This window comes from Mesorhizobium sp. RCAM 05104, assembly GCF_059683645.1.
Genome location: NZ_CM185033.1, coordinates 3354492 through 3374400 on the forward strand (window position 1 = coordinate 3354492; position 19909 = coordinate 3374400).

Genomic DNA, 19909 nt, shown 5'->3' on the forward strand with positions numbered 1-19909 from the left:
GGCCGCACCCCGCGGTATTAAAACAAATGAAGCGTACCTACCAACCGTCCAAACTCGTCCGCAAACGTCGGCACGGCTTCCGTGCCCGCATGGCCACCAAGGGTGGTCGCGGCGTCGTCGCAGCTCGCCGCAATCGTGGCCGCAAGCGGCTCAGCGCCTGAACGGAAGACGAGATCGTTGCCCGCAACCGGCAAGCCAGTGGGACCCAATCCCAAGCGGCTTCTGAAGCGCGCGGAATTCCTGGCTATCCGTCGTGGTGAAAAGCGACGCGGGCGGCTGTTTCTCGTTGAAGTTCTCGACCGCGGCGACGGCCTGTCGCCGCGCGTCGGCTATACCGTCACCAAGAAGGTCGGCAATGCGGTTGTCCGCAACCGTGTCCGGCGGCGGCTGCGAGAGGCCGTCCGTACGCATGCGGCAAGTGACATGGCGCCTGGCAATGACTATGTCATCGTCGGGCGCGAAGACGTGCTTACCATTCCGTTCGGCCAGTTGAAGGCCGAACTCTCCCGCCGACTGCGCGGAACACGATAGGCCAAGGGCTTTCGATGGAAAACAACCGGAACTTCTTCATCACCATCGCGCTGTCGGTGCTGATTCTGGCGGTGTGGCAATATTTTTACGTGTTGCCACGCAGCGAAGCACAGCGCGAGGCGGCCCGCATCGAGCAGCAGCGCGTCGAAGAGCAGAAGAAGGCCGCCGGGGGGACCAATCCTGGCGACACCGCGACACCGGTGGCACCAGGCGCCATTCCCAACGCTCCGGGCACCGACGCCGTGACGCCGGCCGGCCGTGAACAGGCCTTGGCGACCAGCAAGCGCGTCAAGATCGACACACCGAGCCTCGAAGGTTCGATCAACCTGACCGGCGCGCGTCTCGACGACCTCAGGCTCAAGCATTACACCGAGACGGTCGACAAGAACTCGCCCGAGATCAGCCTGCTCAACCCGGCGGTGCTGCCCAATGGCTATTATGCCGAGATCGGCTTTGTCGGCAACGACAAGACCGGCGCGGTGCCGGGCCCGGAGACCGTGTGGTCCGTCGATGGCAACGCGACGCTGACGCCGACAACACCGGTCACGCTGACCTATTCGAACGACAAGGGCCTGACCTTCAAGCGCACCTTTTCCGTCGATGCCAACTACATGTTCACGGTTTCCGATACGGTGCAGAATTCGGGCGCGGCTGCCGTCTCGTTGTCCAACTACGGCCGCGTTACCCGTTTCGATAAGCCGGCCGTCGCCAGCACCTATGTGCTGCATGAAGGCCTGATTGGCTTCACCGGTGCGGAAGGCTTGCAGGAACACAAATACGCGTCCATCGAAAAGGACAAGCAGGCCACCCCAGGCAAGTCGACCGACGGCTGGCTCGGCATCACCGACAAATACTGGGCGGTGACCCTGGTGCCTTCCGAAAAGCAGCCGTTCCAGCCGCGCTTCGCCTTTTTCGAGGACGGCCGTCATCGCTATCAGTCCGACTTCCTGACCGACCCGATCACCGTCGATGCCGGCCAATCGGCGACGGTGGAAAGCGAAATCTTCGCCGGCGCCAAGGAAGTCGCCAAGATCAACGCCTACGCGGAAGACCGCCACATCAAGCGGTTCGACCTCTTGATCGACTGGGGCTGGTTCCACTTCATCACCAAGCCGATGTTCTGGCTGATCGACACGCTCTACAAATTCTTCGGCAATTTCGGCCTGGCGATCCTGGCCACCACCGTCATCGTCAAGGCCATCTTCTTCCCGCTCGCCAACAAGTCCTACGCGTCGATGGCGAACATGAAGAAGGTGCAGCCCAAGATGCTCGAGATCCGCGAGAAATACGCGGACGACAAGATGAAACAGCAGCAGGCGATGATGGAGCTGTACAAGACCGAGAAGATCAACCCGCTGGCCGGCTGCTGGCCGGTGGCGTTGCAGATCCCGGTCTTCTTCTCGCTCTACAAGGTGCTCTACATCACCATCGAGATGCGGCACGCGCCGTTCTTCGGCTGGATCCAGGATCTTGCTGCACCCGATCCGACGTCGATCTTCAATCTGTTCGGCCTCGTTCCGGTCACCTTGCCGCACATGCTGATGATCGGCGTCTGGCCGCTGATCATGGGCGTCACCATGTTCCTGCAGATGCGCATGAACCCGACGCCGCCGGACCCGACCCAGGCCGCGATCTTCACCTGGATGCCGGTCATCTTCACCTTCATGATGGCGGGTTTCCCGGCCGGCCTCGTCATCTACTGGGCCTGGAACAACACGCTGTCGATCCTCCAGCAAGGCGTGATCATGAAGCGCCAGGGCGCCAAGATCGAGCTGTGGGACAATCTGGTCGCACTGTTCCGAAAGAAACCGTCGCCGGCCGAATAGCCGCCGCCTCTCTTGTGAAAAGCCCCGGCTCGTCCGGGGCTTTTGCATTTGGGCAAGCATCGGTTCACGTTCCCGTGATCGGCGAAACTGCGAGCGGTCGCGGGGCGTGACTGCGTGTGCATTTCCAAAAGGCTGTCAATTCCGATCAGCCCTCACACGGAGGAAGAACACATGCGTTTGCCATCATTCAGGATCATCGCGCTTTCCGCGCTCGTCGCCGGTGCGGCGATCGCCGCCCCGGCCTATGCCAAGAACCCGGTGGTTGGCGGCGCGCCGATGTATGCCACCAAGAACATCGTCGAGAACGCCGTCAACTCGAAGGACCACACGACCCTGGTCGCCGCCGTCAAGGCCGCCGGCCTGGTCGACACGTTGCAGGGCGCCGGTCCGTTCACCGTCTTCGCGCCCACCAACGAGGCGTTCGCGGCACTGCCCAAGGGCACCGTCGATACGCTGCTGAAGCCCGAGAACAAGGATCAGCTCACCAAGGTCCTGACCGCGCATGTCGTGGCTGGCAAGATCTCCGGCAAGGACATGATGGCCAAGGCCAAGGCGATGGGCGGCAAGTATGAGATGAAGACCGTTTCCGGCGACACGCTGACCGCCGAGGTCAAGAACGGCAAGCTCTACGTCGTGGATGAGTCCGGTGGCGAGGCCAAGGTGACGATCGCCGACGTCAATCAGTCGAACGGCGTCATCCATGTCGTCAACAAGGTGCTGTTGCCGAAGTAGCGGCTTCCGGCAAAGGGGATCAAGGCAAGTCCGTTGGGGCTTTCTCGGCTTGCCTCCCCCGCCTCATGACGAGGCGCCATGTTTCTCGGGAAGCCGCATCGGCAAAGGCCGGGGTCCTGTAGTCCCTCACAGGGCCCCGGTTCTTTTTGTCGTCCCGCGTATTGTCCGCTGTCATCCCTGTCGGGGATCCCGCGGCCTGGGTAGACGCCGGCTCCACGCATGCCTATAAGCTCGCTCTCGTTCGGGAGTGCTCCATCGATGAACAGGTAGGTTGATGCGTTCCGCAGGCCGTTGGTGCTGCCGAGCGGATCGCGCTATTTTGACCTGTGCGGCTTGAGCCCGAAATTCGCGCGTTGCGTTGCAGCCGATGCGAATTTCAATTTTCGCCGTACCGCCGGCCACATCATTCGACGGAGCCAGACCCCATGACCGGACCCAACCCCGACATCAAGCACCCGATCCCGATGCACACCCGGGTCGGATTCCTCAAGGGGCTGGTAAGCGCGCCGAACATCGAGATCGGTGACTTCACCTATTATGATGACCCGGACGGACCGGACAAGTTCGCCGAAAAATGCGTGCTGCATCACTACCCCTTCATCGGCGACAAGCTGATCATCGGCAGGTTCTGCGCCATCGCCGAAGGCGCGCGCTTCATCATGAACGGCGCCAACCATGCCATGTCCGGTTTTTCGACCTACCCGTTCAATATCTTCGGCCATGGCTGGGAAAAGGGTTTTGACCCCGTCACCTGGTCGAAGGAAGTGCGCGGCGACACAATCGTCGGCAACGATGTCTGGGTCGGCATGGAGGCGGTGATCCTGCCCGGCGTCGAGGTCGGCGATGGCGCCATCATCGCCGCGAAATCGGTGGTGACGCACGACGTGCCGCCCTATGCGATCGTCGCCGGCAACGCCGCCAAGGTGGTGAAGATGCGTTTCGACGACAGGACGATCCGGCGGTTGCTCGCGGTGGCATGGTGGGACTGGCCGGTGGACAAGATCAGCCGTAACCTCGATGCTATCAGAGGCGCCGATATCTCTCTTCTGGAGGCAGCAGCTTGAACGCCCTGAACAGCAGCACGATCGGAATCGACCTGTTTACGCGCGGGTGGATCTTCATCCGCGGCGTGCCGGCAATGAAATTCCTGCCACCGGAAGGACCGCCGGAAATCGCCTTTGCCGGCCGCTCGAATGTTGGCAAGTCGTCGCTGATCAACGCGCTGGTCAACCAGAAGGGGCTGGCGCGCACCTCCAACACGCCGGGGCGGACGCAGGAGCTCAACTATTTCGTGCCGGATGGTTTTTCGGGCGAGGGTACCGACCTGCCGCCCTTGGCGCTGGTCGACATGCCGGGCTATGGCTACGCCACCGCGCCGAAGGAGAAGGTCGACGAGTGGACCAAGCTGGTCTTCGACTATCTCAAGGGCCGCGTCACGCTGAAGCGCGTCTATGTGCTGATCGACGCCCGCCACGGCATCAAGGCCAAAGATGATGAAGTGCTGTCGCTGCTCGACAAGGCGGCGGTGTCCTACCAGATCGTGCTGACCAAGACCGACAAGATCAAGGCCGCCGGCGTGCCGCGGCTGATCGAGGAGACGCTGGCCAAGATCAAGAAGCGGCCGGCGGCGTTTCCGTTCGTTCTGGCGACGTCGTCGGAAAAGGCCGAGGGCCTTGAGGAATTGCAGGCCGCGATCGTGCTCGCGGCCAATGGCGGCTAGGGCGATGCGAGAATGACAGAGCGCTCTCCCCGTTCCATCGGAACGGGATCGCGCTCTAGGCTTTTGCCTCCAGGGCAATCATCTGGTGGCTTTCTTCCTCGGCAAGCCTTTCGGTGCCGTATGCTTTCAGGAACATGCCGACGCCCGACCTGACGATGTGGTCGATTTCATCCTGGCTCGGCGCCTTGGTGCGGTAGGCGAAGATGCACTGGCGGAACAGGCCGGCCAAGCACAATTCGGTGAATTGATAGGCGGCAAGATCGACATCGTCGATCTTGAGCAGGCCGCGTTCGATGGCGGCGTTGAGAAATGCCGCGACCTTGTCATGACCGCGTTTGGGGCCGCGTTCGTAAAAACGAGCCCCCATGTCGGGTATCCTGTCGGATGCGCCGATCACCGTGCGTTGCGCCTGGATGACCTTGGCCGAGGTGATCTTCATGGACAGCACCTTGCCGAACTTCACCAGCGTCTGGCGCAGATCGTCGGCGCGGTCGAGCATGTCGTACATGTTCTTGAATATGGTGCCGCGCTCTTCCTCGATCAGCGCCTCGAACAGCTCTTCCTTGTTGGCGAAGTAGACATAGATGGTGCCTTTGGAGACGCCGGCTTCGCGGGTGATGTCGTTCATCGAAGCGGCCTCGAAGCCCTTTTCGATGAAGACACGGCGGGCGCCTTCGATGATCTGGTTGCGCTTGACCGGGTCCTGCCCGGCCGCCGGGCGGCCACGGCGGATGGTGTCCAGAAGATCGCTGCAGTTGTCGGTTTCGGCGTCGGGCGTTGTCTCGGCCATCAAAGTCACACCTCGAAAATAATTCGAACCAACCGGTTCGATTGCCTCTTGATATGGTCCTCTTTCCGCGCTATGTCAACGCCCGGATCGAACCGAACGGTTCAGTATTGTTACTTTAGAGAGATGTCATGTCCTCGAATGCACCCACCACCGCCGAAGTCCGTCCCTTCCCCAACGCCAAGGTTGCCCCGGCGACGGAAGCGCCAAGCGCACCGGTCGAGCCCGTAACCACGGCTCCGGTGGAAACGCCGGCCAAAAAGAAGCGTTCCGTTCGCTCTTTCCTGCTGCCGATCATCGGCGTTGCCCTGCTGAGCGCCGGCGCCTGGTACGGCTACAATTACTGGACCACGGGCCGCTTCATGATCTCGACGGACGATGCCTATGTCCAGGCCGACATGGCGTTCATCTCGCCAAAGATTTCCGGCTATGTCGATCAGATCAAGGTAAGCGAGAACCAAAAGGTCAAGGCTGGCGACCCGTTGCTCGTCGTCGATGACGGCGACTACAGAATAGCCGTCGCCCAGGCCGAGGCGCAGATCGCCACGTTGAGCAAGACGCTCGACCGCATCGACGCCCAGACCGAAGCGGCGCGTGCCTCGCTGCAGCAGGCCCAGGCGCAGAAGACCGCCGACCAGGCCGCCGCCGACAATGCGGCGAAGGTCGCCGCGCGCGCCTCGCAACTGCTCAAGACGCATGTCGGCACGCAGGCGCAGCTGGATGATGCCCAGACTGCGGTCCAGCAAGCCAATGCGGCGCTTGTCGGTGCCGGCGCGCAGATCGCCGCGGCGCAGGCCAATATCGGCGTGCTGCAGGCGCAGCGAGCCGAATCGGCAAGCACGCTGGCATCGCTGCAGCTCGGCCGGGACAAGGCGGTGCGGGACCTTTCCTTCACCGTGCTCAAGGCGCCTTATGACGGCGTCGTCGGCAACCGTTCGGTCGAGCAGGGCGACCTCGTCAGCCCCGGCCAGAAGCTCGCCGTCATCGTGCCGATGGACAAGCTCTACATCGTCGCCAATTTCAAGGAGACCCAGCTTGCCCGGCTGGTTCCCGGCGAGAAGGTCAAGATCTCGGTCGATGCGACCGACGGCCAGGATTTCGAGGGAACCGTCTCGTCGCTGGCGCCGGCTTCGGGTGCTGTGTTCTCGCTGCTGCCGCCCGAAAACGCCACCGGCAACTTCACCAAGGTCGTGCAGCGCGTTCCGGTCCGCATCGACGTGCCGGCAGACGTGCTGAAGAGCGGCAGGCTGCGCGCCGGCTTGAGCGTCGTCGTCGCCGTCGACAGCCGCACCGCGCCAACCGCGTCGAACTGATCGGACGCCGGGGAGCAATGCCATGGCAACCGCAACCCTGACCGCAGGATCGCTGCCGGCGAGGCCGGCCGTGCCTGATACCATTTCCACGCGCCGCGTCATCGCCTTCCTGGCGATGGTGTTCGGCATGTTCATGGCGATCCTGGACATCCAGATCGTCTCGGCCTCGCTGTCCGAGATCCAGGCCGGCCTCAGCGCCAGCTCCGACGAGATCCCGTGGGTGCAGACGGCCTACCTGATCGCCGAGGTGGTCATGATCCCGCTGTCGGGCTTCCTCAGCCGGATGCTGTCGACGCGCGTGCTGTTCACGGCCGCGGCGGCGGGCTTCACCGCCGCCAGTGCGCTGGCGGCGACCGCCACCAACATCGACCAGATGATCGTCTACCGCGCCGTCCAGGGCTTCATCGGCGGCGGCATGATCCCGAGCGTCTTTGCCGCGGCCTTCACCATCTTCCCGCCCTCGCGCCGCGCCATCGTTTCGCCGATGATCGGCCTGGTGGCGACGCTGGCGCCGACCATTGGCCCGACCGTTGGCGGCTATATCAGCCATGCCATGTCCTGGCACTGGCTGTTCCTGGTCAATGTCGTGCCGGGCATCCTGGTGACGACGGCGGCCTGGTCGCTGATCGATTTCGACAAGCCCAATCTCAAGCTGTTCAGCAAGTTCGACTGGTGGGGCCTCGCCGGCATGGCGGCCTTCCTCGGCTGCATGGAGTATGTGCTCGAGGAAGGCCCGAACAATGACTGGCTGCAGGATCAGGCAGTGCTCATCTGCGCCGTCATCATGACCGTCGGCGCGGTGCTGTTCTTCTGGCGCGCCTTCACCGCCGAGGAACCGATCGTCGACCTGAAGGCGTTCAGCAACATCAACTTCGCGTTCGGCTCGCTGTTTTCGTTCGTCATCGGCGTCGGCCTCTATGGCCTGACCTATCTCTACCCGGTGTTCCTCGGGCGCATCCGCGGCTACGATTCGATGATGATCGGCGAGGCGCTGTTCGTCAGCGGCCTGGCCATGTTCTTCACCGCGCCCATCTCCGGCATCCTGTCGAGCAAGATGGACCTGCGGCTGATGATGATGATCGGTTTCTTCGGCTTCGCCACCGGCACCTGGTGGATGACGCATCTGACCGCCGACTGGGACTTCTATGAGTTGCTCATTCCGCAGATCCTGCGCGGCTGTTCGATGATGCTGTGCATGGTGCCGATCAACAACATCGCGCTCGGCACTTTGCCGCCCGAGCGGCTGAAGAACGCTTCGGGCCTGTTCAATCTCACCCGCAACCTCGGCGGCGCCGTCGGCCTTGCCATCATCAACACCGTGCTTATCGATCGCAATGCCTTCCACTACGCAAGGCTCTCCGAGCACGTGCAGTGGGGCAGTGCGGCCGCGCAGACCAAGCTGCAGAACATGACGCTCAACTTCGAGCAGACCGCCGGTCTGGACGCCACGAGTGCTGCGATCTCCAAGCTGTCGGGCATAGTCCAGCAGCAGGCGGCGCTGTTGTCCTTCATGGACGTGTTCTATCTGCTGACGTTGCTGTTCGCGACGCTCGGCCTGTTCACCATGCTGATCAAAAAGCCGGCTCCGGCCGGCGGCGGAGGCGGTGGCGGCCACTGATACCGAACGTGGACAGAAATTTCGGGAAGCTCCTCCAGTCCACGCCCGAAAATGCCTGACCACGCAAAAAACTCCGGGCCACAAAGCCCGGAGTTTTTTGTTTCGCGGTTGAATCTCGTCAGGCCGTGGCGGGCTTGAAGGTCAGTGCCACGCCGTTGATGCAGTGACGCAGGCCGGTCGGCGCCGGGCCATCGTCGAAGACGTGGCCGAGATGGCCGCCGCAACGGCGGCAGTGCACCTCGGTGCGGGTCATGCCGAGCGACCTGTCTTCGGTCTTGCCGATGGCATTGGCGATCTCTTGCCAGAAGCTCGGCCAGCCGGTGCCGGAATCGAACTTCGTCTCGGACGGATAGACCGGCAGGTCGCAGCCGGCACAGGCGAAAATGCCCTTGCGGTGTTCGTTGAGCAGCGGGCTGGTGCCGGGATATTCCGTGCCTTCCTTGCGCAGCACGTCAAAGGCGGCCGGCGACAGGATGGCTTTCCACTCGGCCTCGGTCTTGGTGACCTCGAACTTTTCGGCGGCCTGCGCGGCCTGCGGATTGCCCATGCGCAGCACGGTGGCCGCGGCCCCGACGACGCCGATGGCGGCGACACCGCTCAAAAGAAAGTCGCGACGGTTCATGACCAGGTTCCTCCTGTTGTCTCTTTGCCAAACTATACCGCCGCGCGGAAATCAAAAGCCGGTGACGGTGGCTCCCTCGCACGAACACTCCGCGCCGTTCCACATCTGAACGTGGACGGCACGGAGTGCGCGGGTCGGTTGCGGATCACGGGAGCGAGACCATGCAATCGACGAAGAGCCCATGCCGCAATTTCGCTCGCGGCAAGCCCCTTGTTACATCTTCGGCAAAAGAACCTTGTCGATGACGTGGATGACGCCGTTGGACTGCTCGACATCGACGATCGTCACATTGGCGACATTGCCGTTCTCGTCGGTCACGGTGACCTTGCCGCCATCCGCCTTGAGCGACAGTTCGCAGCCGCCAGCCGTCTTGACCTTGTGGGTGCCGCCATCAGCCTTGGCCATCGCGGCCACATCCGCCCCCATCGCCTTGGCGCCGATGACATGGCAGGTCAGGATCTTGGTCAGCTTGTCCTTGTTCTCGGGCTTCAGCAACGTCTCGACCGTGCCGGCCGGAAGGGCTGCGAAGGCCTCGTTGGTCGGCGCGAACACGGTGAACGGACCGGCGCCCTGCAGCGTTTCGACCAGGCCGGCTGCCTTGACGGCGGCGACCAGCGTCGTGTGATCCTTCGAATTGACGGCATTCTCGACGATGTTCTTGCTGGCATACATGGCGGCGCCGCCAACCATCGGGTTCTCGGCGTAGGCCGCGGTGGCAAGCACGGAAACAGCGATCGTACCGGCAAGCAAAAGGGTGGCGAATTTACGCATGATGTCTAACTCCTCGGGTTTTCTCTTCCCATTTTTGGGGACGCGAGGAGATACGGAACACAAATGCATGAGTTTCAGAATATCGGGATTTTTTTGATTTTATTTGCCTGGCGACGAGATTTCGGCGGGAAACGCTTTGCCGGCACACAAGCTTCCGACAGCGCGCCAAGAAGCGGATAGACTTTCAGTCTTCATTTGGGATGTTGGCAGCGCGGGGAACGCTGGTCAGATGCTCTTCAGATCACCCGCCGCGACCACTGGTCCGGTCGGCTGGCCGGTCGGTGAACCGCCCGCCGGCTCGAGGCTGACGGCGAGCACCGCGCCCTGGGCGAGCTTCTGCTGGGCCGCCGGCGAGACGACGATATGCGCCGTCGAGCCGACGGGGATGACGCCCATCGAGACAGGCGGGTTCTTGCCCTCGATCATCCACAGTTCGAAGTCCTTGCCGGCGGCGCGCTCACCGGAGACGTGCGACAGGCCGACCTCGTGATGCGCGGCATCGTAGATGGCAAGATATTTGACATCGCTGCCATCGGCGGCCAGCGAGGCGACGAGGCGCGGCTGCGGCTGGACGACCGGCGGATTGAGGTAGGGCACGGCAATGTAGATCGCCAGCGCGGCGACCGCGGCTGCCGCGAGGCCACGCCAGAAGGCCAGGCTGGACCACAGCCCAGCGCGCGCTTCGGCGGGCGCGGTCGCGGTTGACGCGAACAGCCGGCGATCGAGTGCGATCTTGACGGAAGCCGGCGGCTCGATTTCCGGGTATGCGGCGGCCATGGGCGAAAGGCGGACCTCCCAGCCGTCGACAAGCCGCGCGAAATCCGTGTCCGCGTCGATGCGTCGGGAAACGATCTGCCGCTCGTCCGCCGACAGCACGCCGAGAACGTATTCGGCGGCGAGCAGGTCGTCGCCTCCGCGTTCCGGTCCGTTGTCTTCCGCGAGCGTCATCTTTCCAGACATTCTCTGAGTTTCAGCAGGCTGCGGCGCAGCCAGGTACGCATGGTGTTCAACGGCACGCCATGGCGCTCCGCCAGTTCGGCATAGCTTTCGCCCTTGAGATAGGCGCCCCGGACCGCCGCTGCCCGGTCCTTTTCCAGCTCATCGAGACAATGATGGATGCGTTCGGATTCGCCGCCCGCCACCACCATCGCCTCCGGCCCCGGCGCCGGATCGGCCACGTCGAGCGCGGCATCGATATCGACGGCAGGCTTGCGCCGCGCTCTTATGCGATCGATCGCATGGTTGCGCGCGATCGCCACCAGCCAGGAGATCGGGCTCAGATCGGAGACGGCAAAACGGTCCGCCTTCATCCATATCTTGACGAAGACCTCCTGCAGCGCTTCTTCGGCATCTCCCCGGTCATTCAATACACGAAGGCAGACGCCGAAAAGTTTCGCGCTGGTCTGCCGGTAGAGCAGATCGAACGCGGCCCGATCCTTCATCGAAGTCCGGACGATCAGCTTGGTGATGTCCTGCGGCGTCATGCAGGCAAATTAGGGGATCGCAATGTATTTGCAACGGCGGAAATCGGCTTGTGCACGCCAAACCCTGCCGCGTTTGCCGCTGCGGTCGGTCCATCGATTGCCAACGGAATCACGACTGGCTAGCTTGCCGGTTGTGATGGGGGAGCGCGCATGTCGGTTGGGCATACATTGTGGGCGCAAGACGCAACCGGCCTTGCCGACCTGGTCCGCAAGGGCGAGATCTCGCCGATCGAACTGACCGAAGCGGCGATTGCACGCGCCGAAGCCACCCGTCCCGACATCAATGCCACGGCCGAGCCGCTTTATGAGGCCGCGCGGGCGCGGGCGAAGACCATCGACCGCTCGCTGCCGCTGGCCGGCGTTCCCTTCGCCATCAAGGACCTGGGCATCGCCATCAAGGGTGTACCGACACATGGCGGCAGCCGCATTCCGGCATGGCTGGCCGATGTCAATTCGGTGCTGACCGACCGTTATCTTGCCGCTGGGCTCGTTCCGATCGTCACCTCGACATCGCCGGAGCATGGGCTGCGGCTGATGACCGAATCCAAAGCCTTCGGCATCACCCGCAATCCGTGGAACACCGGTCACACCAGCGGCGGCTCGTCGGGCGGCGCGGCGGCACTGGTTGCCGCCGGCGTCGTGCCGGTGGCGCATGCCGCGGATGGCGGCGGCTCGATTCGCGTGCCTTCAGCCTGCACCGGGCTTGTCGGCCTCAAGACGTCGCGCGGCCGTATACCGCTGACGCCATTGGTGAGCGAGAGCTGGTACGGCATGGTGGTCGATCATGCCGTCACCCGCTCGGTGCGCGATTCGGCGTTGTTGCTCGATCTCACCCATGGGCCCGACCCGCTGTCGCCCTATGCGGCGCTGCCGCCGAAAGGCACATTCGCCGCCGCCGCCGCGCGCGATCCCGGCAAGCTCAAGCTGGCCGTGTACCGAAAATCACCGCTCGACCTGCCGGTTTCTTTGGAGACGTTGAAGGCGCTGGACACGGCGGTGGCGCTTGCCCGCGAGGGCGGCCATGCGGTCGAGGAAATCGACCTGCCCTTTATCGGGCGCGACTTCATCGCCGACTTCTGCAGGACGGTTGCCTCGGCCGTCGCCGGCACGATGCGGGCCGAAGCGCTGCGCGTCGGCCGTTCGGTTGCCGGCGACATCGAACGCGCCACGCGGGTGCTCGGCCGATTGGGCGAAATGGTCTCGGCCGGCGAGACCTATGCCGGCCTGCAGCGGCTGCATGCCACCTCGCGACGGCTGATCGAGGAGACCGCGCGGTATGATGCCGTGCTGATGCCGATCATTGCCCACCCGCCGCTCGCCTGCGGCGCCATGGATCCGAAAGGCGCCGATGACCTCATCGAAAACCTGCTCGACAAGCTGCACCTCACGCCCTTGTTGAGGTTGAAGCCGCTGTTTGGCCAGCTGATGGACAAGAGCCTCTGGTTCACCCATTGGCCGGCGATCCAGAATGTCAGCGGCCAGCCGTCGATCGCGCTGCCCGTCCATGTCACCGACGCCGGCCTGCCGCTTGGCATCCAGGCGGCCGGTCGGCCGGGTGACGAGGAGACGCTGCTGTCGCTTGCCGCGCAGATGGAGAATATCTCGGGTTGGCTGGGCCGCAGGGCGCCGCTGATGGTGCCATCATGATGACGACGTCGTGAGGCGCTCTAATATGACAGCAAAGCCATTTGCGGGCCGCCGCAATTCCCGCTAAGACGCCGCCGTTCTTTCCAAGTGCATGTCGCCCAAAAGTGCCTAGCGGTCTGGTGACAACGGCATGCATGAAACCAGAAGCCGGGAACCACGCCGATGACGGAGATCACCGCCACCGCCGAAATGCAGGCCGCCCTGCTTTCGCGGGCGCTGCCCTACATGCAGCGCTACGAAAACAAGACGGTCGTGGTGAAGTATGGCGGCCACGCCATGGGCGACATCGAGCTCGGCAAGGCCTTCGCCCGCGACATCGCGCTGTTGAAGCAGTCCGGCGTCAATCCGATCGTCGTCCATGGCGGCGGTCCGCAGATCGGCGCCATGCTGGCCAAGATGGGCATCGAATCCAAGTTCGAAGGCGGCCTGCGCGTCACCGACCAGAAGACGGTGGAGATCGTCGAGATGGTGCTGGCCGGCTCGATCAACAAGGAGATCGTGGCGCTGATCAACGCCGAGGGCGAATGGGCGATCGGCCTGTGCGGCAAGGACGGCAACATGGTGTTCGCCGAAAAGGCGCGCAAGACGATGATCGATCCGGACTCCAACATCGAGCGCGTGCTCGATCTCGGTTTCGTCGGCGAGCCGGTCGAGGTCGACCGCACGCTGCTCGACCTTCTGGCGCGCTCCGAGATGATCCCGGTGCTGGCGCCGGTGGCGCCAGGCCGCGACGGCCACACCTACAACATCAATGCCGACACCTTCGCCGGCGCCATTGCCGGCGCCTGCAAGGCCACGCGCCTGCTGTTCCTCACCGACGTGCCGGGCGTGCTCGACAAGAACAAGAAACTGATCGACGAACTGACCGTCGCCGAGGCCAAGGCGCTTATCAAGGACGGCACGGTATCGGGCGGCATGATCCCCAAGGTCGAAACCTGTATCGAAGCGATCGAGCGCGGCGTCGAAGGCGTCGTCGTCCTCAACGGCAAGACGCCGCATGCGGTGCTGCTCGAACTGTTCACGGAACACGGCGCCGGCACGCTGATCGTTCCCTGAGCTGCTTTGGCCGCCGCTCAGCCGGCCGGCTGTTGCGCTTCAGCGTTGCGCGAAGGTCCGGCTTCGGCGGGCTTTCGTACCGGGCGTCGAACGGTCATCGATTCCTCTTCCGCGTCCTGCGGCGCACCCCAGAACTCGGCGAGCGTCGGGCCGTCCTGCACCCGGCGGTCGCGGACCAGAAAGCCCCAGACCTCGCGGAACCAGACGCGGCGGCCCATTTGCGTGTACCAGCGCATAGAGTGCCGCTGCTCGGGATCCTTGTGGAACAGGATGCGGGCCAGCGCCTTCGGCCGCGACTGCACCGCCAGCTCGATCAGCTTGACGCTGAAGAACAGCATCCACGGCTTCAGCCGGGTCATGTGCAACACCTGGTGCTTGTAGTCCCACAGCCGGGCATCCCTTTGGATCACCTTGCGATCCCGCGCGATCCTGAAGAACGGTGTCCAGCGGTGTGGCGTCACATAAAGCGCCTGGATCTGGTCCGGGTCATAGGCAATGAGCTGGCGAAAGCCGCGCCACAGATCACGAAAGCCTTCATCCTCGAAGCCGGCCACCCAGGTCGCCATCGACAGGATGCCATGGAGGCGCAAAAGCCTTATCGCCTCCCGGTCGGATGAGGTGCTGCCGCCCTTGCGGATCAATTGAAGCGTCCGGTCGTCGGTGTTTTCCATGCCGAGCAACCAGCGGATGATGCCGGCCTTGCGGTAGAGATGCAGGATGTCGGCGTCGCGCACGATGTCGTCGGCGCGGGTCGAGCCGACGATCAGCACCGGCACGTTCTGCGCAATCATGGCATCGAGGAAGGCGCGCCAGGCCTTCTTCGAAACCGTCGGATTCTCGTCGGCCAGGTTGATCAGCTCGACGCCGTGTTCCCGGTGCAGCCAGGCGATCTCCTTGGCGAATTTTACCGGATCGCGATGCCGCCAGCGGGTCCAGAAGCCGCGCTGGCCGCAATAGTTGCACAGATGCGGGCAGCCGCGCGAAAACTGCATCACCACGGCACGTTTGCCGCCCCAATAGCTGTAGCGGCGGTGATCGATCAGCTCCCAGCCGACGCGGTAGGCGTCGAGTTCCGAAATGGTCATTGCCGGCTGCGTCGCGAAGGGACGGCGCAGATCGTCGCGAAAGGCGATGCCGGCCACGCTCGCCGGCGGCTGGTGCATCTCCAGCGCCTCGACCAGCGCCACGACGGTCGCCTCGCCCTCGCCACGTACGATGAAGTCGAAGAGTTCCGTCGCCGTGAGGATGTCGCGCCAGTGATAGGTCGGGAAAACGCCGCCATAGATGATAATGGTCGCCGGCTCGCGATCCTTGATCATGCGCGCGATGAGCAGGGCGGTCGGATGCGCCGAGGTCGAGCCGGAATGGCCGATCAGGACGAAGTCGGGACAGTCGTCGAGCGCGTTGCGCACCACCATGTCGAGTGGCATCGGCCCGAATTCGGCATCGACGAGCCGCACCTCGTGGCCAGCATCGATCAGCGGACCGCCGAGCGCCAGCAGGCCGAGCGGCGGCAGGTGGTCGTCCGGCACGCGGCTGCCGATGGCGGTGTGCGGCGGATTGATCAGGACGATTTTCATGGCGGACCTCCTGCGAAGTTGGTCCGCGCATGCTGGTCGGCGATATGGACGCGCGCTTGGCCCGTTTCAGCAGTTTGCGTGCAGCTTTTCCGCAGGAATGCCGAGCACCATCATCGCCTGAGATGGCCGAGCGGCACGTGGCCTGGTCCCTTGATGTTCTGCAGCACCAGTTGCGTGTGCACGTCGCGCACGCCGTCGAGCCGCATCAGCCGGTGCATGACGAAGGCGTTGAGCTCGTCGACCGACGGCACCATGACATGCAGCAGGAAATCATGGTCGCCGGTCATCGTCCAGCACGAGGACACCTCGTCCATGCGCTGGACGGCGGCAATGAAGGTTTCGGGCGAGCCGTCGCTGTGGCTGACAAGGCGAACCTGGATGAACACCTCGACCATCAGGCCGACCGCCCGGCGGCTGATCACCGCGGCAAAGCCCTTGATGATGCCGGCATCCTGCAGCGCTTCGAAACGCCGCGCGCACGGCGTCGTCGACAGGCCGATCTCTTGCGCCAGCTCGGAGACGGGCTTGCGTCCATCGCGTTGCAGCACATCGAGCATCTTGATCTCGAAATCATCGAATTGAGGCATTTTCACTCCTTGCAGGCATTAATTGAGTGAATATTATCTCGAATATCCCGTTCGAGCCATCATCAAAACCGACTTGCCTCGGCAGATCCGGTTAGCCTCATGACACCATTCGCCACTCATGATCTGCGAGGAGAAAAACCATGACGACGATGAGCGTTGCCGAATACGCCCGCGATTGCGCGGCGCAAGGGTTGCGCGGCGACTATTCTGTCTGCCGTGCCGATTTCACCGTGGCGCAGGGTTACGATTACAGCGCCGAGGAACAGGCGGTGTGGCGCACGTTGTGCGACCGCCAGACCAAACTGACGCGCAAGCTCGCCCACCACTCCTATCTCGACGGTGTCGAAAAACTCGGCCTTCTCGACCGTATCCCCGACTTCGAGGAGGTCAGCGGCAAGCTGCGCAAGCTGACCGGCTGGGAGATCGTCGCCGTTCCGGGTCTCATTCCCGCCGCGCCCTTCTTCGACCATCTCGCCAACCGCCGCTTTCCGGTCACCAACTGGCTGCGCACCAGGCAGGAACTCGACTACATCGTCGAGCCGGACATGTTCCATGACTTCTTCGGCCACGTGCCCGTGCTGTCGCAACCGGTGTTCGCCGACTTCATGCAGATGTATGGCAAGAAGGCCGGCGACATCATCGCGCGGGGTGGCGACGAGATGATCACCCGGCTCTACTGGTACACGGCCGAGTATGGCCTGATGCAGGAGACAGGCCAGCCGCTGAAGGCCTTTGGCGCCGGCCTGATGTCGTCCTTTACCGAGTTGCAGTTTGCCGTCGACAGCAAGGACGCCCATCACGTGCCCTTCGACCTCGAAACCGTGATGCGCACCGGCTACGAGATCGACAAGTTCCAGCGCGCCTATTTCGTGCTGCCGTCCTTCGATGCGTTGCGCGATGCCTTCCAGACCGCCGATTTCGAAGCGATCGTCGCGCGCCGCAAGGGGCAGCCGGCGCTCGATCCAGCGACGGTCTAGCTGTGGTGATCTCCCGCCCTCAAACGGCGGGAGGCATCGGCACCCCTATCGCCCGTTTGGGGTGTCCGGCCCCTCGGCCTTCAGTCGCGCCAGCTGGTCGCGCTGCAGGTCGAGCGCGGCGTTGACGAAGCGCGATATGGTGGCGAGTTCGGCGTCGCTGAAGGTGGCGATGACCTTTTCGCCTTCCCGCGCGATGGCGCCGTAGTAGCGCGCCGACAGTTTCCGCGTCGCCTCGGTCGCCTCGATCACCACTTTGCGCCTGTCTTCCAGACTGCGCGTGCGAGTCAGCAGGCCGCGCGCCTCAAGCCGGTCGATCAGCGCGGTCACCGCGGCCGGCGTCAGCCCGGTCGCGGTCGCGACCGCGCCGGCCGATTGCGGGCCGCCATGGAGCAGTCCGATGCAATGGCGTTCGGCCATGTTCAGCCCGAGTCTCGCCCCCACCGCCTCGTCATAGGCCTGTGTCGCGTCCTGCCACTGCATGATGGCCAGGCCGATAGCCCTCGCCGTCTGGTCGCGATTCTCGCTTGACGAGTTTACTTCGATCATCTAACTATCAATCTGTCTAACATTTAGACTGTAACAGCAATATGCGGCTCCAGCTCGGACAAGGCAAGAGCGAGCCGCCGACCAGGAGTGAAAAATGAGCTTGATTCAACAGCGGCAGCCCCTCTCGCATGAGGACGAGTTCAAATACGCCAAGCTGGCGATGGAATGGTACGGCTGGGGCTCCCCCATCGGCCTCGGCATTCTGCTTGTGGCGCTGGCCGCCGCTGCCGTGCTGCTGCGCATCGCCGTCTACGGTTTTTGAAACCATGCCGGGTTTCTGCCGGCGCCGTTACCGGCGCCGGCAGGCATGACATTGCAATGATGACGAGCCTGTCGCGGCACGCCGCTCAGACGGCGACCACCTTGCTCAGATGCTCGCCCAGCCGGCAGGCCAGAGCGGTAATCGTCGTCGTCGGGTTGGCTTGACCGGATGTACAGAACACCGAGGAGCCGCCGACATAGAGATTGTCCATGCCATGCACCTTGCAGTTGGCGTCCACCACGCTCTTGGTGATGTCGGTGCCCATGCGCGTGCCACCCATGTGATGGTGCCCCGCGGTCTCCTCGTTGGTCGGATAATCCTCGCCGTTGGCAATCCAGTCGATCAGACGAACACGACCGAGATCCTTCTCGATGAGTGTCGTGCCGAACAGCTTCAGGCCTTCGACAAGCGTGCGGCGTTCCAGCTCCGACTTCTTCCAGTGCAGCTCGATGCGCGGCACGCCGGCATGGTCGACATCCGTCTTCGACAGTTCGATCTGGTTGGAGGCCAGCGGCGCCTGTTCCCAGGCGACATAAAGCTGGGCCGCGCAGCGCAGGTTCTGGCTGAGCTGATAGGCGATCCACTCGGCCATGTCGGGCGCCGTGCAGGCGAGGTCGGCGATCACGTGCTTGATCCCGGCGTAAGGCGTCTCGATCAGCCTGATGCCGAAATTCATGATCTGCAGCCGCTCCATGGCGGCCAGCGTCGGCGAGAAGAAGGCCTCGTTGACGGCATCGACCTCGAACTCGCCATAGTCGGCCAGGATGGCATTGCCGCCCTCGAAGGTCGGGTGCTCCATCCAGTAGCGGCCAAGCGCCGTCGCATTCGGCACGACGCCAACGTTCGAGCGCTGGTTCGACCATAGAAGCAGACGTGAATTCTCCAGCCCGCCGGTGCAGACGATGAAATAGTCGGCGCTGAACGAGCCGGCATCCTGCCCGTTCGACCACAGCCTGGCCCCTGTCACTCGCTTGCCGTCGCCGGCAAGCTCGGTGGCATAGGTGTTGAGCACCACCGCGATGTTCCTGCTCTTGTCGAGCTCGTCGGCGAATTTTTCGGCAAAACGCACCGCCGGGCTCTTGATCAACTGCACCCAGCGAATGTCGTCCGAGATCGGCACATCCGGCCGGAAATCGGGAAGTTCGAGGATGTCGTGCACCTCAGGCAAATAGGGTTCGATGTCGGCGCGGCGGATCGGCCAGCCGGTATCGGGTGCCCAGGCCTTTGGCTCGAAATCCTGTTTGTCGAGGACGCGGCACCAGCCGGCCCAGTGGTTCGAGCTGCCGCCCATGAAGCGCAGCCGGGTGATGTCGAGATCGAAATAGAAATCACCGACCGTGGTGCCACGATAGAAATCCTGCGACTCGTCGCTGAACTCCCTCGATCCAGCCTCCAGCACTACGACCGGAATGCCGGCGGCGCCAAGCTTGCGGGCAATGGTGGTGCCGGCCGGTCCGGAGCCGAGGATGCAGACCTTGGGCTTGAAGTTGGTGGCGCGATACCCCTCGTAGCTGTCGAAGATCATGCCAGGTCGCTCCGCTTCAGGATCCAGCCATTGACCTCCACGATTTCATTCGGGTCGGCGTGGGATGGATCGCTATCGGACGCGTTGGCATCAGGCAGCTTGCGGAACAGCGACAGGGCAGGCAGTGCGATCAGCGCCTGCACGATGCTGCGGCGCGACATTTTCTTGAAGAAACTCATGACAGGTCTCTCGATGGGGGCCTCGACTGCGCATGGCATTCCCTGAACGGCACATGCCCTGAAGGAAAAGCCAATTTCGTGCCAAGCTTGCCCACAAGTCAGCGAAAACCGGGTAAACGGCGCAACCGGATGCAAACAGGGTTAGA

22 protein-coding genes are annotated in these 19909 nt (G+C 63.3%); 12 read left to right on the forward strand and 10 right to left on the reverse strand.

Features of this window, described 5'->3' with window-relative positions:
• Window positions 1-26 precede the first annotated feature (26 nt).
• The 6 genes from rpmH to yihA all read left to right on the forward strand — a co-directional run bounded on the left by rpmH (window position 27) and on the right by yihA (window position 4809).
• Window positions 27-161, forward strand: a complete 135-nt coding sequence (rpmH, locus tag AC56QP_RS16390) for a 50S ribosomal protein L34 (protein WP_008833937.1) — start codon at window positions 27-29, stop codon at window positions 159-161.
• Window positions 162-177: 16 nt separating this feature from the next.
• On the forward strand, window positions 178-531 hold the full coding sequence (gene rnpA, locus AC56QP_RS16395) for a ribonuclease P protein component (RefSeq protein WP_489858972.1): 354 nt from the start codon (window positions 178-180) through the stop codon (window positions 529-531).
• A gap of 14 nt (window positions 532-545) precedes the next feature.
• Window positions 546-2357: a membrane protein insertase YidC gene (yidC, locus tag AC56QP_RS16400; RefSeq protein ID WP_497100428.1), complete on the forward strand. Its 1812-nt coding sequence runs from the start codon at window positions 546-548 to the stop codon at window positions 2355-2357.
• Window positions 2358-2528: 171 nt separating this feature from the next.
• Window positions 2529-3089 carry a fasciclin domain-containing protein gene (locus AC56QP_RS16405; RefSeq protein ID WP_489858971.1) on the forward strand — a complete coding sequence of 187 codons (561 nt, stop codon included), beginning with the start codon at window positions 2529-2531 and terminating at the stop codon, window positions 3087-3089.
• A 425-nt stretch (window positions 3090-3514) separates the two neighbouring features.
• A complete protein-coding gene (locus AC56QP_RS16410; RefSeq protein ID WP_489858970.1) occupies window positions 3515-4153 on the forward strand; it encodes a CatB-related O-acetyltransferase in 639 nt (212 codons plus the stop codon).
• A gap of 74 nt (window positions 4154-4227) precedes the next feature.
• On the forward strand, window positions 4228-4809 hold the full coding sequence (gene yihA, locus AC56QP_RS16415; protein ID WP_489863577.1) for a ribosome biogenesis GTP-binding protein YihA/YsxC: 582 nt from the start codon (window positions 4228-4230) through the stop codon (window positions 4807-4809).
• 55 nt (window positions 4810-4864) lie between these two features.
• Here the strand turns inward: yihA and AC56QP_RS16420 are convergent, their stop codons facing one another.
• Complete coding sequence (locus tag AC56QP_RS16420) at window positions 4865-5599, reverse strand: TetR/AcrR family transcriptional regulator (protein WP_489858969.1); 735 nt, start codon at window positions 5597-5599, stop codon at window positions 4865-4867.
• A 128-nt stretch (window positions 5600-5727) separates the two neighbouring features.
• Here AC56QP_RS16420 and AC56QP_RS16425 point away from each other — a divergent pair, with 128 nt between their 5' ends.
• Entirely contained in the window at window positions 5728-6909 is a 1182-nt protein-coding gene (locus AC56QP_RS16425) for an HlyD family secretion protein (protein ID WP_489858968.1), read from the forward strand.
• A 22-nt stretch (window positions 6910-6931) separates the two neighbouring features.
• Entirely contained in the window at window positions 6932-8527 is a 1596-nt protein-coding gene (locus AC56QP_RS16430; RefSeq protein ID WP_489858967.1) for a DHA2 family efflux MFS transporter permease subunit, read from the forward strand.
• Between the two features lie 118 nt (window positions 8528-8645).
• Here the strand turns inward: AC56QP_RS16430 and msrB are convergent, their stop codons facing one another.
• From msrB to AC56QP_RS16450, 4 genes are all read right to left on the reverse strand, one after another.
• Complete coding sequence (gene msrB / locus AC56QP_RS16435; protein WP_489858966.1) at window positions 8646-9149, reverse strand: peptide-methionine (R)-S-oxide reductase MsrB; 504 nt, start codon at window positions 9147-9149, stop codon at window positions 8646-8648.
• Between the two features lie 213 nt (window positions 9150-9362).
• Entirely contained in the window at window positions 9363-9920 is a 558-nt protein-coding gene (locus AC56QP_RS16440; RefSeq protein WP_489858965.1) for a fasciclin domain-containing protein, read from the reverse strand.
• Between the two features lie 225 nt (window positions 9921-10145).
• Window positions 10146-10868: an anti-sigma factor gene (locus AC56QP_RS16445; protein ID WP_489858964.1), complete on the reverse strand. Its 723-nt coding sequence runs from the start codon at window positions 10866-10868 to the stop codon at window positions 10146-10148.
• Window positions 10865-11404, reverse strand: coding sequence for a sigma-70 family RNA polymerase sigma factor (locus tag AC56QP_RS16450; protein WP_091575726.1), 540 nt, complete (start codon window positions 11402-11404; stop codon window positions 10865-10867). Before AC56QP_RS16450 ends, AC56QP_RS16445 begins: the two co-directional genes overlap by 4 nt.
• Window positions 11405-11554: 150 nt before the next feature.
• Between AC56QP_RS16450 and AC56QP_RS16455 the strand changes: the two genes are divergently transcribed.
• Window positions 11555-13051 (forward strand): amidase, encoded by a 1497-nt coding sequence (locus tag AC56QP_RS16455; RefSeq protein WP_497100426.1) that lies wholly within the window; start codon window positions 11555-11557, stop codon window positions 13049-13051.
• A gap of 162 nt (window positions 13052-13213) precedes the next feature.
• The gene (argB, locus tag AC56QP_RS16460) at window positions 13214-14107 is read left to right on the forward strand and encodes an acetylglutamate kinase (RefSeq protein WP_269904356.1); all 894 of its coding nucleotides are present in this window, start codon (window positions 13214-13216) and stop codon (window positions 14105-14107) included.
• 17 nt (window positions 14108-14124) lie between these two features.
• Here argB and bchE read toward each other — a convergent pair whose 3' ends face one another.
• Together bchE and AC56QP_RS16470 are read right to left on the reverse strand one after the other, a co-directional pair.
• Window positions 14125-15687 carry a magnesium-protoporphyrin IX monomethyl ester anaerobic oxidative cyclase gene (gene bchE / locus AC56QP_RS16465; protein ID WP_489858962.1) on the reverse strand — a complete coding sequence of 521 codons (1563 nt, stop codon included), beginning with the start codon at window positions 15685-15687 and terminating at the stop codon, window positions 14125-14127.
• A 110-nt stretch (window positions 15688-15797) separates the two neighbouring features.
• Window positions 15798-16274, reverse strand: coding sequence for an Lrp/AsnC family transcriptional regulator (locus tag AC56QP_RS16470; RefSeq protein ID WP_091575722.1), 477 nt, complete (start codon window positions 16272-16274; stop codon window positions 15798-15800).
• Window positions 16275-16414: 140 nt separating this feature from the next.
• Here AC56QP_RS16470 and phhA point away from each other — a divergent pair, with 140 nt between their 5' ends.
• A complete protein-coding gene (gene phhA / locus AC56QP_RS16475; protein ID WP_489858961.1) occupies window positions 16415-17251 on the forward strand; it encodes a phenylalanine 4-monooxygenase in 837 nt (278 codons plus the stop codon).
• A 45-nt stretch (window positions 17252-17296) separates the two neighbouring features.
• Here the strand turns inward: phhA and AC56QP_RS16480 are convergent, their stop codons facing one another.
• A complete protein-coding gene (locus AC56QP_RS16480) occupies window positions 17297-17797 on the reverse strand; it encodes a MarR family winged helix-turn-helix transcriptional regulator (protein WP_497100425.1) in 501 nt (166 codons plus the stop codon).
• A 94-nt stretch (window positions 17798-17891) separates the two neighbouring features.
• Here AC56QP_RS16480 and AC56QP_RS16485 point away from each other — a divergent pair, with 94 nt between their 5' ends.
• Complete coding sequence (locus tag AC56QP_RS16485; protein ID WP_256752415.1) at window positions 17892-18059, forward strand: hypothetical protein; 168 nt, start codon at window positions 17892-17894, stop codon at window positions 18057-18059.
• Window positions 18060-18144: 85 nt separating this feature from the next.
• Here the strand turns inward: AC56QP_RS16485 and AC56QP_RS16490 are convergent, their stop codons facing one another.
• Window positions 18145-19584 carry a GMC oxidoreductase gene (locus AC56QP_RS16490; protein WP_489858959.1) on the reverse strand — a complete coding sequence of 480 codons (1440 nt, stop codon included), beginning with the start codon at window positions 19582-19584 and terminating at the stop codon, window positions 18145-18147.
• Window positions 19581-19763 (reverse strand): hypothetical protein, encoded by a 183-nt coding sequence (locus AC56QP_RS16495; RefSeq protein ID WP_256752417.1) that lies wholly within the window; start codon window positions 19761-19763, stop codon window positions 19581-19583. Before AC56QP_RS16495 ends, AC56QP_RS16490 begins: the two co-directional genes overlap by 4 nt.
• Between the last annotated feature and the right edge of the window lie 146 nt (window positions 19764-19909).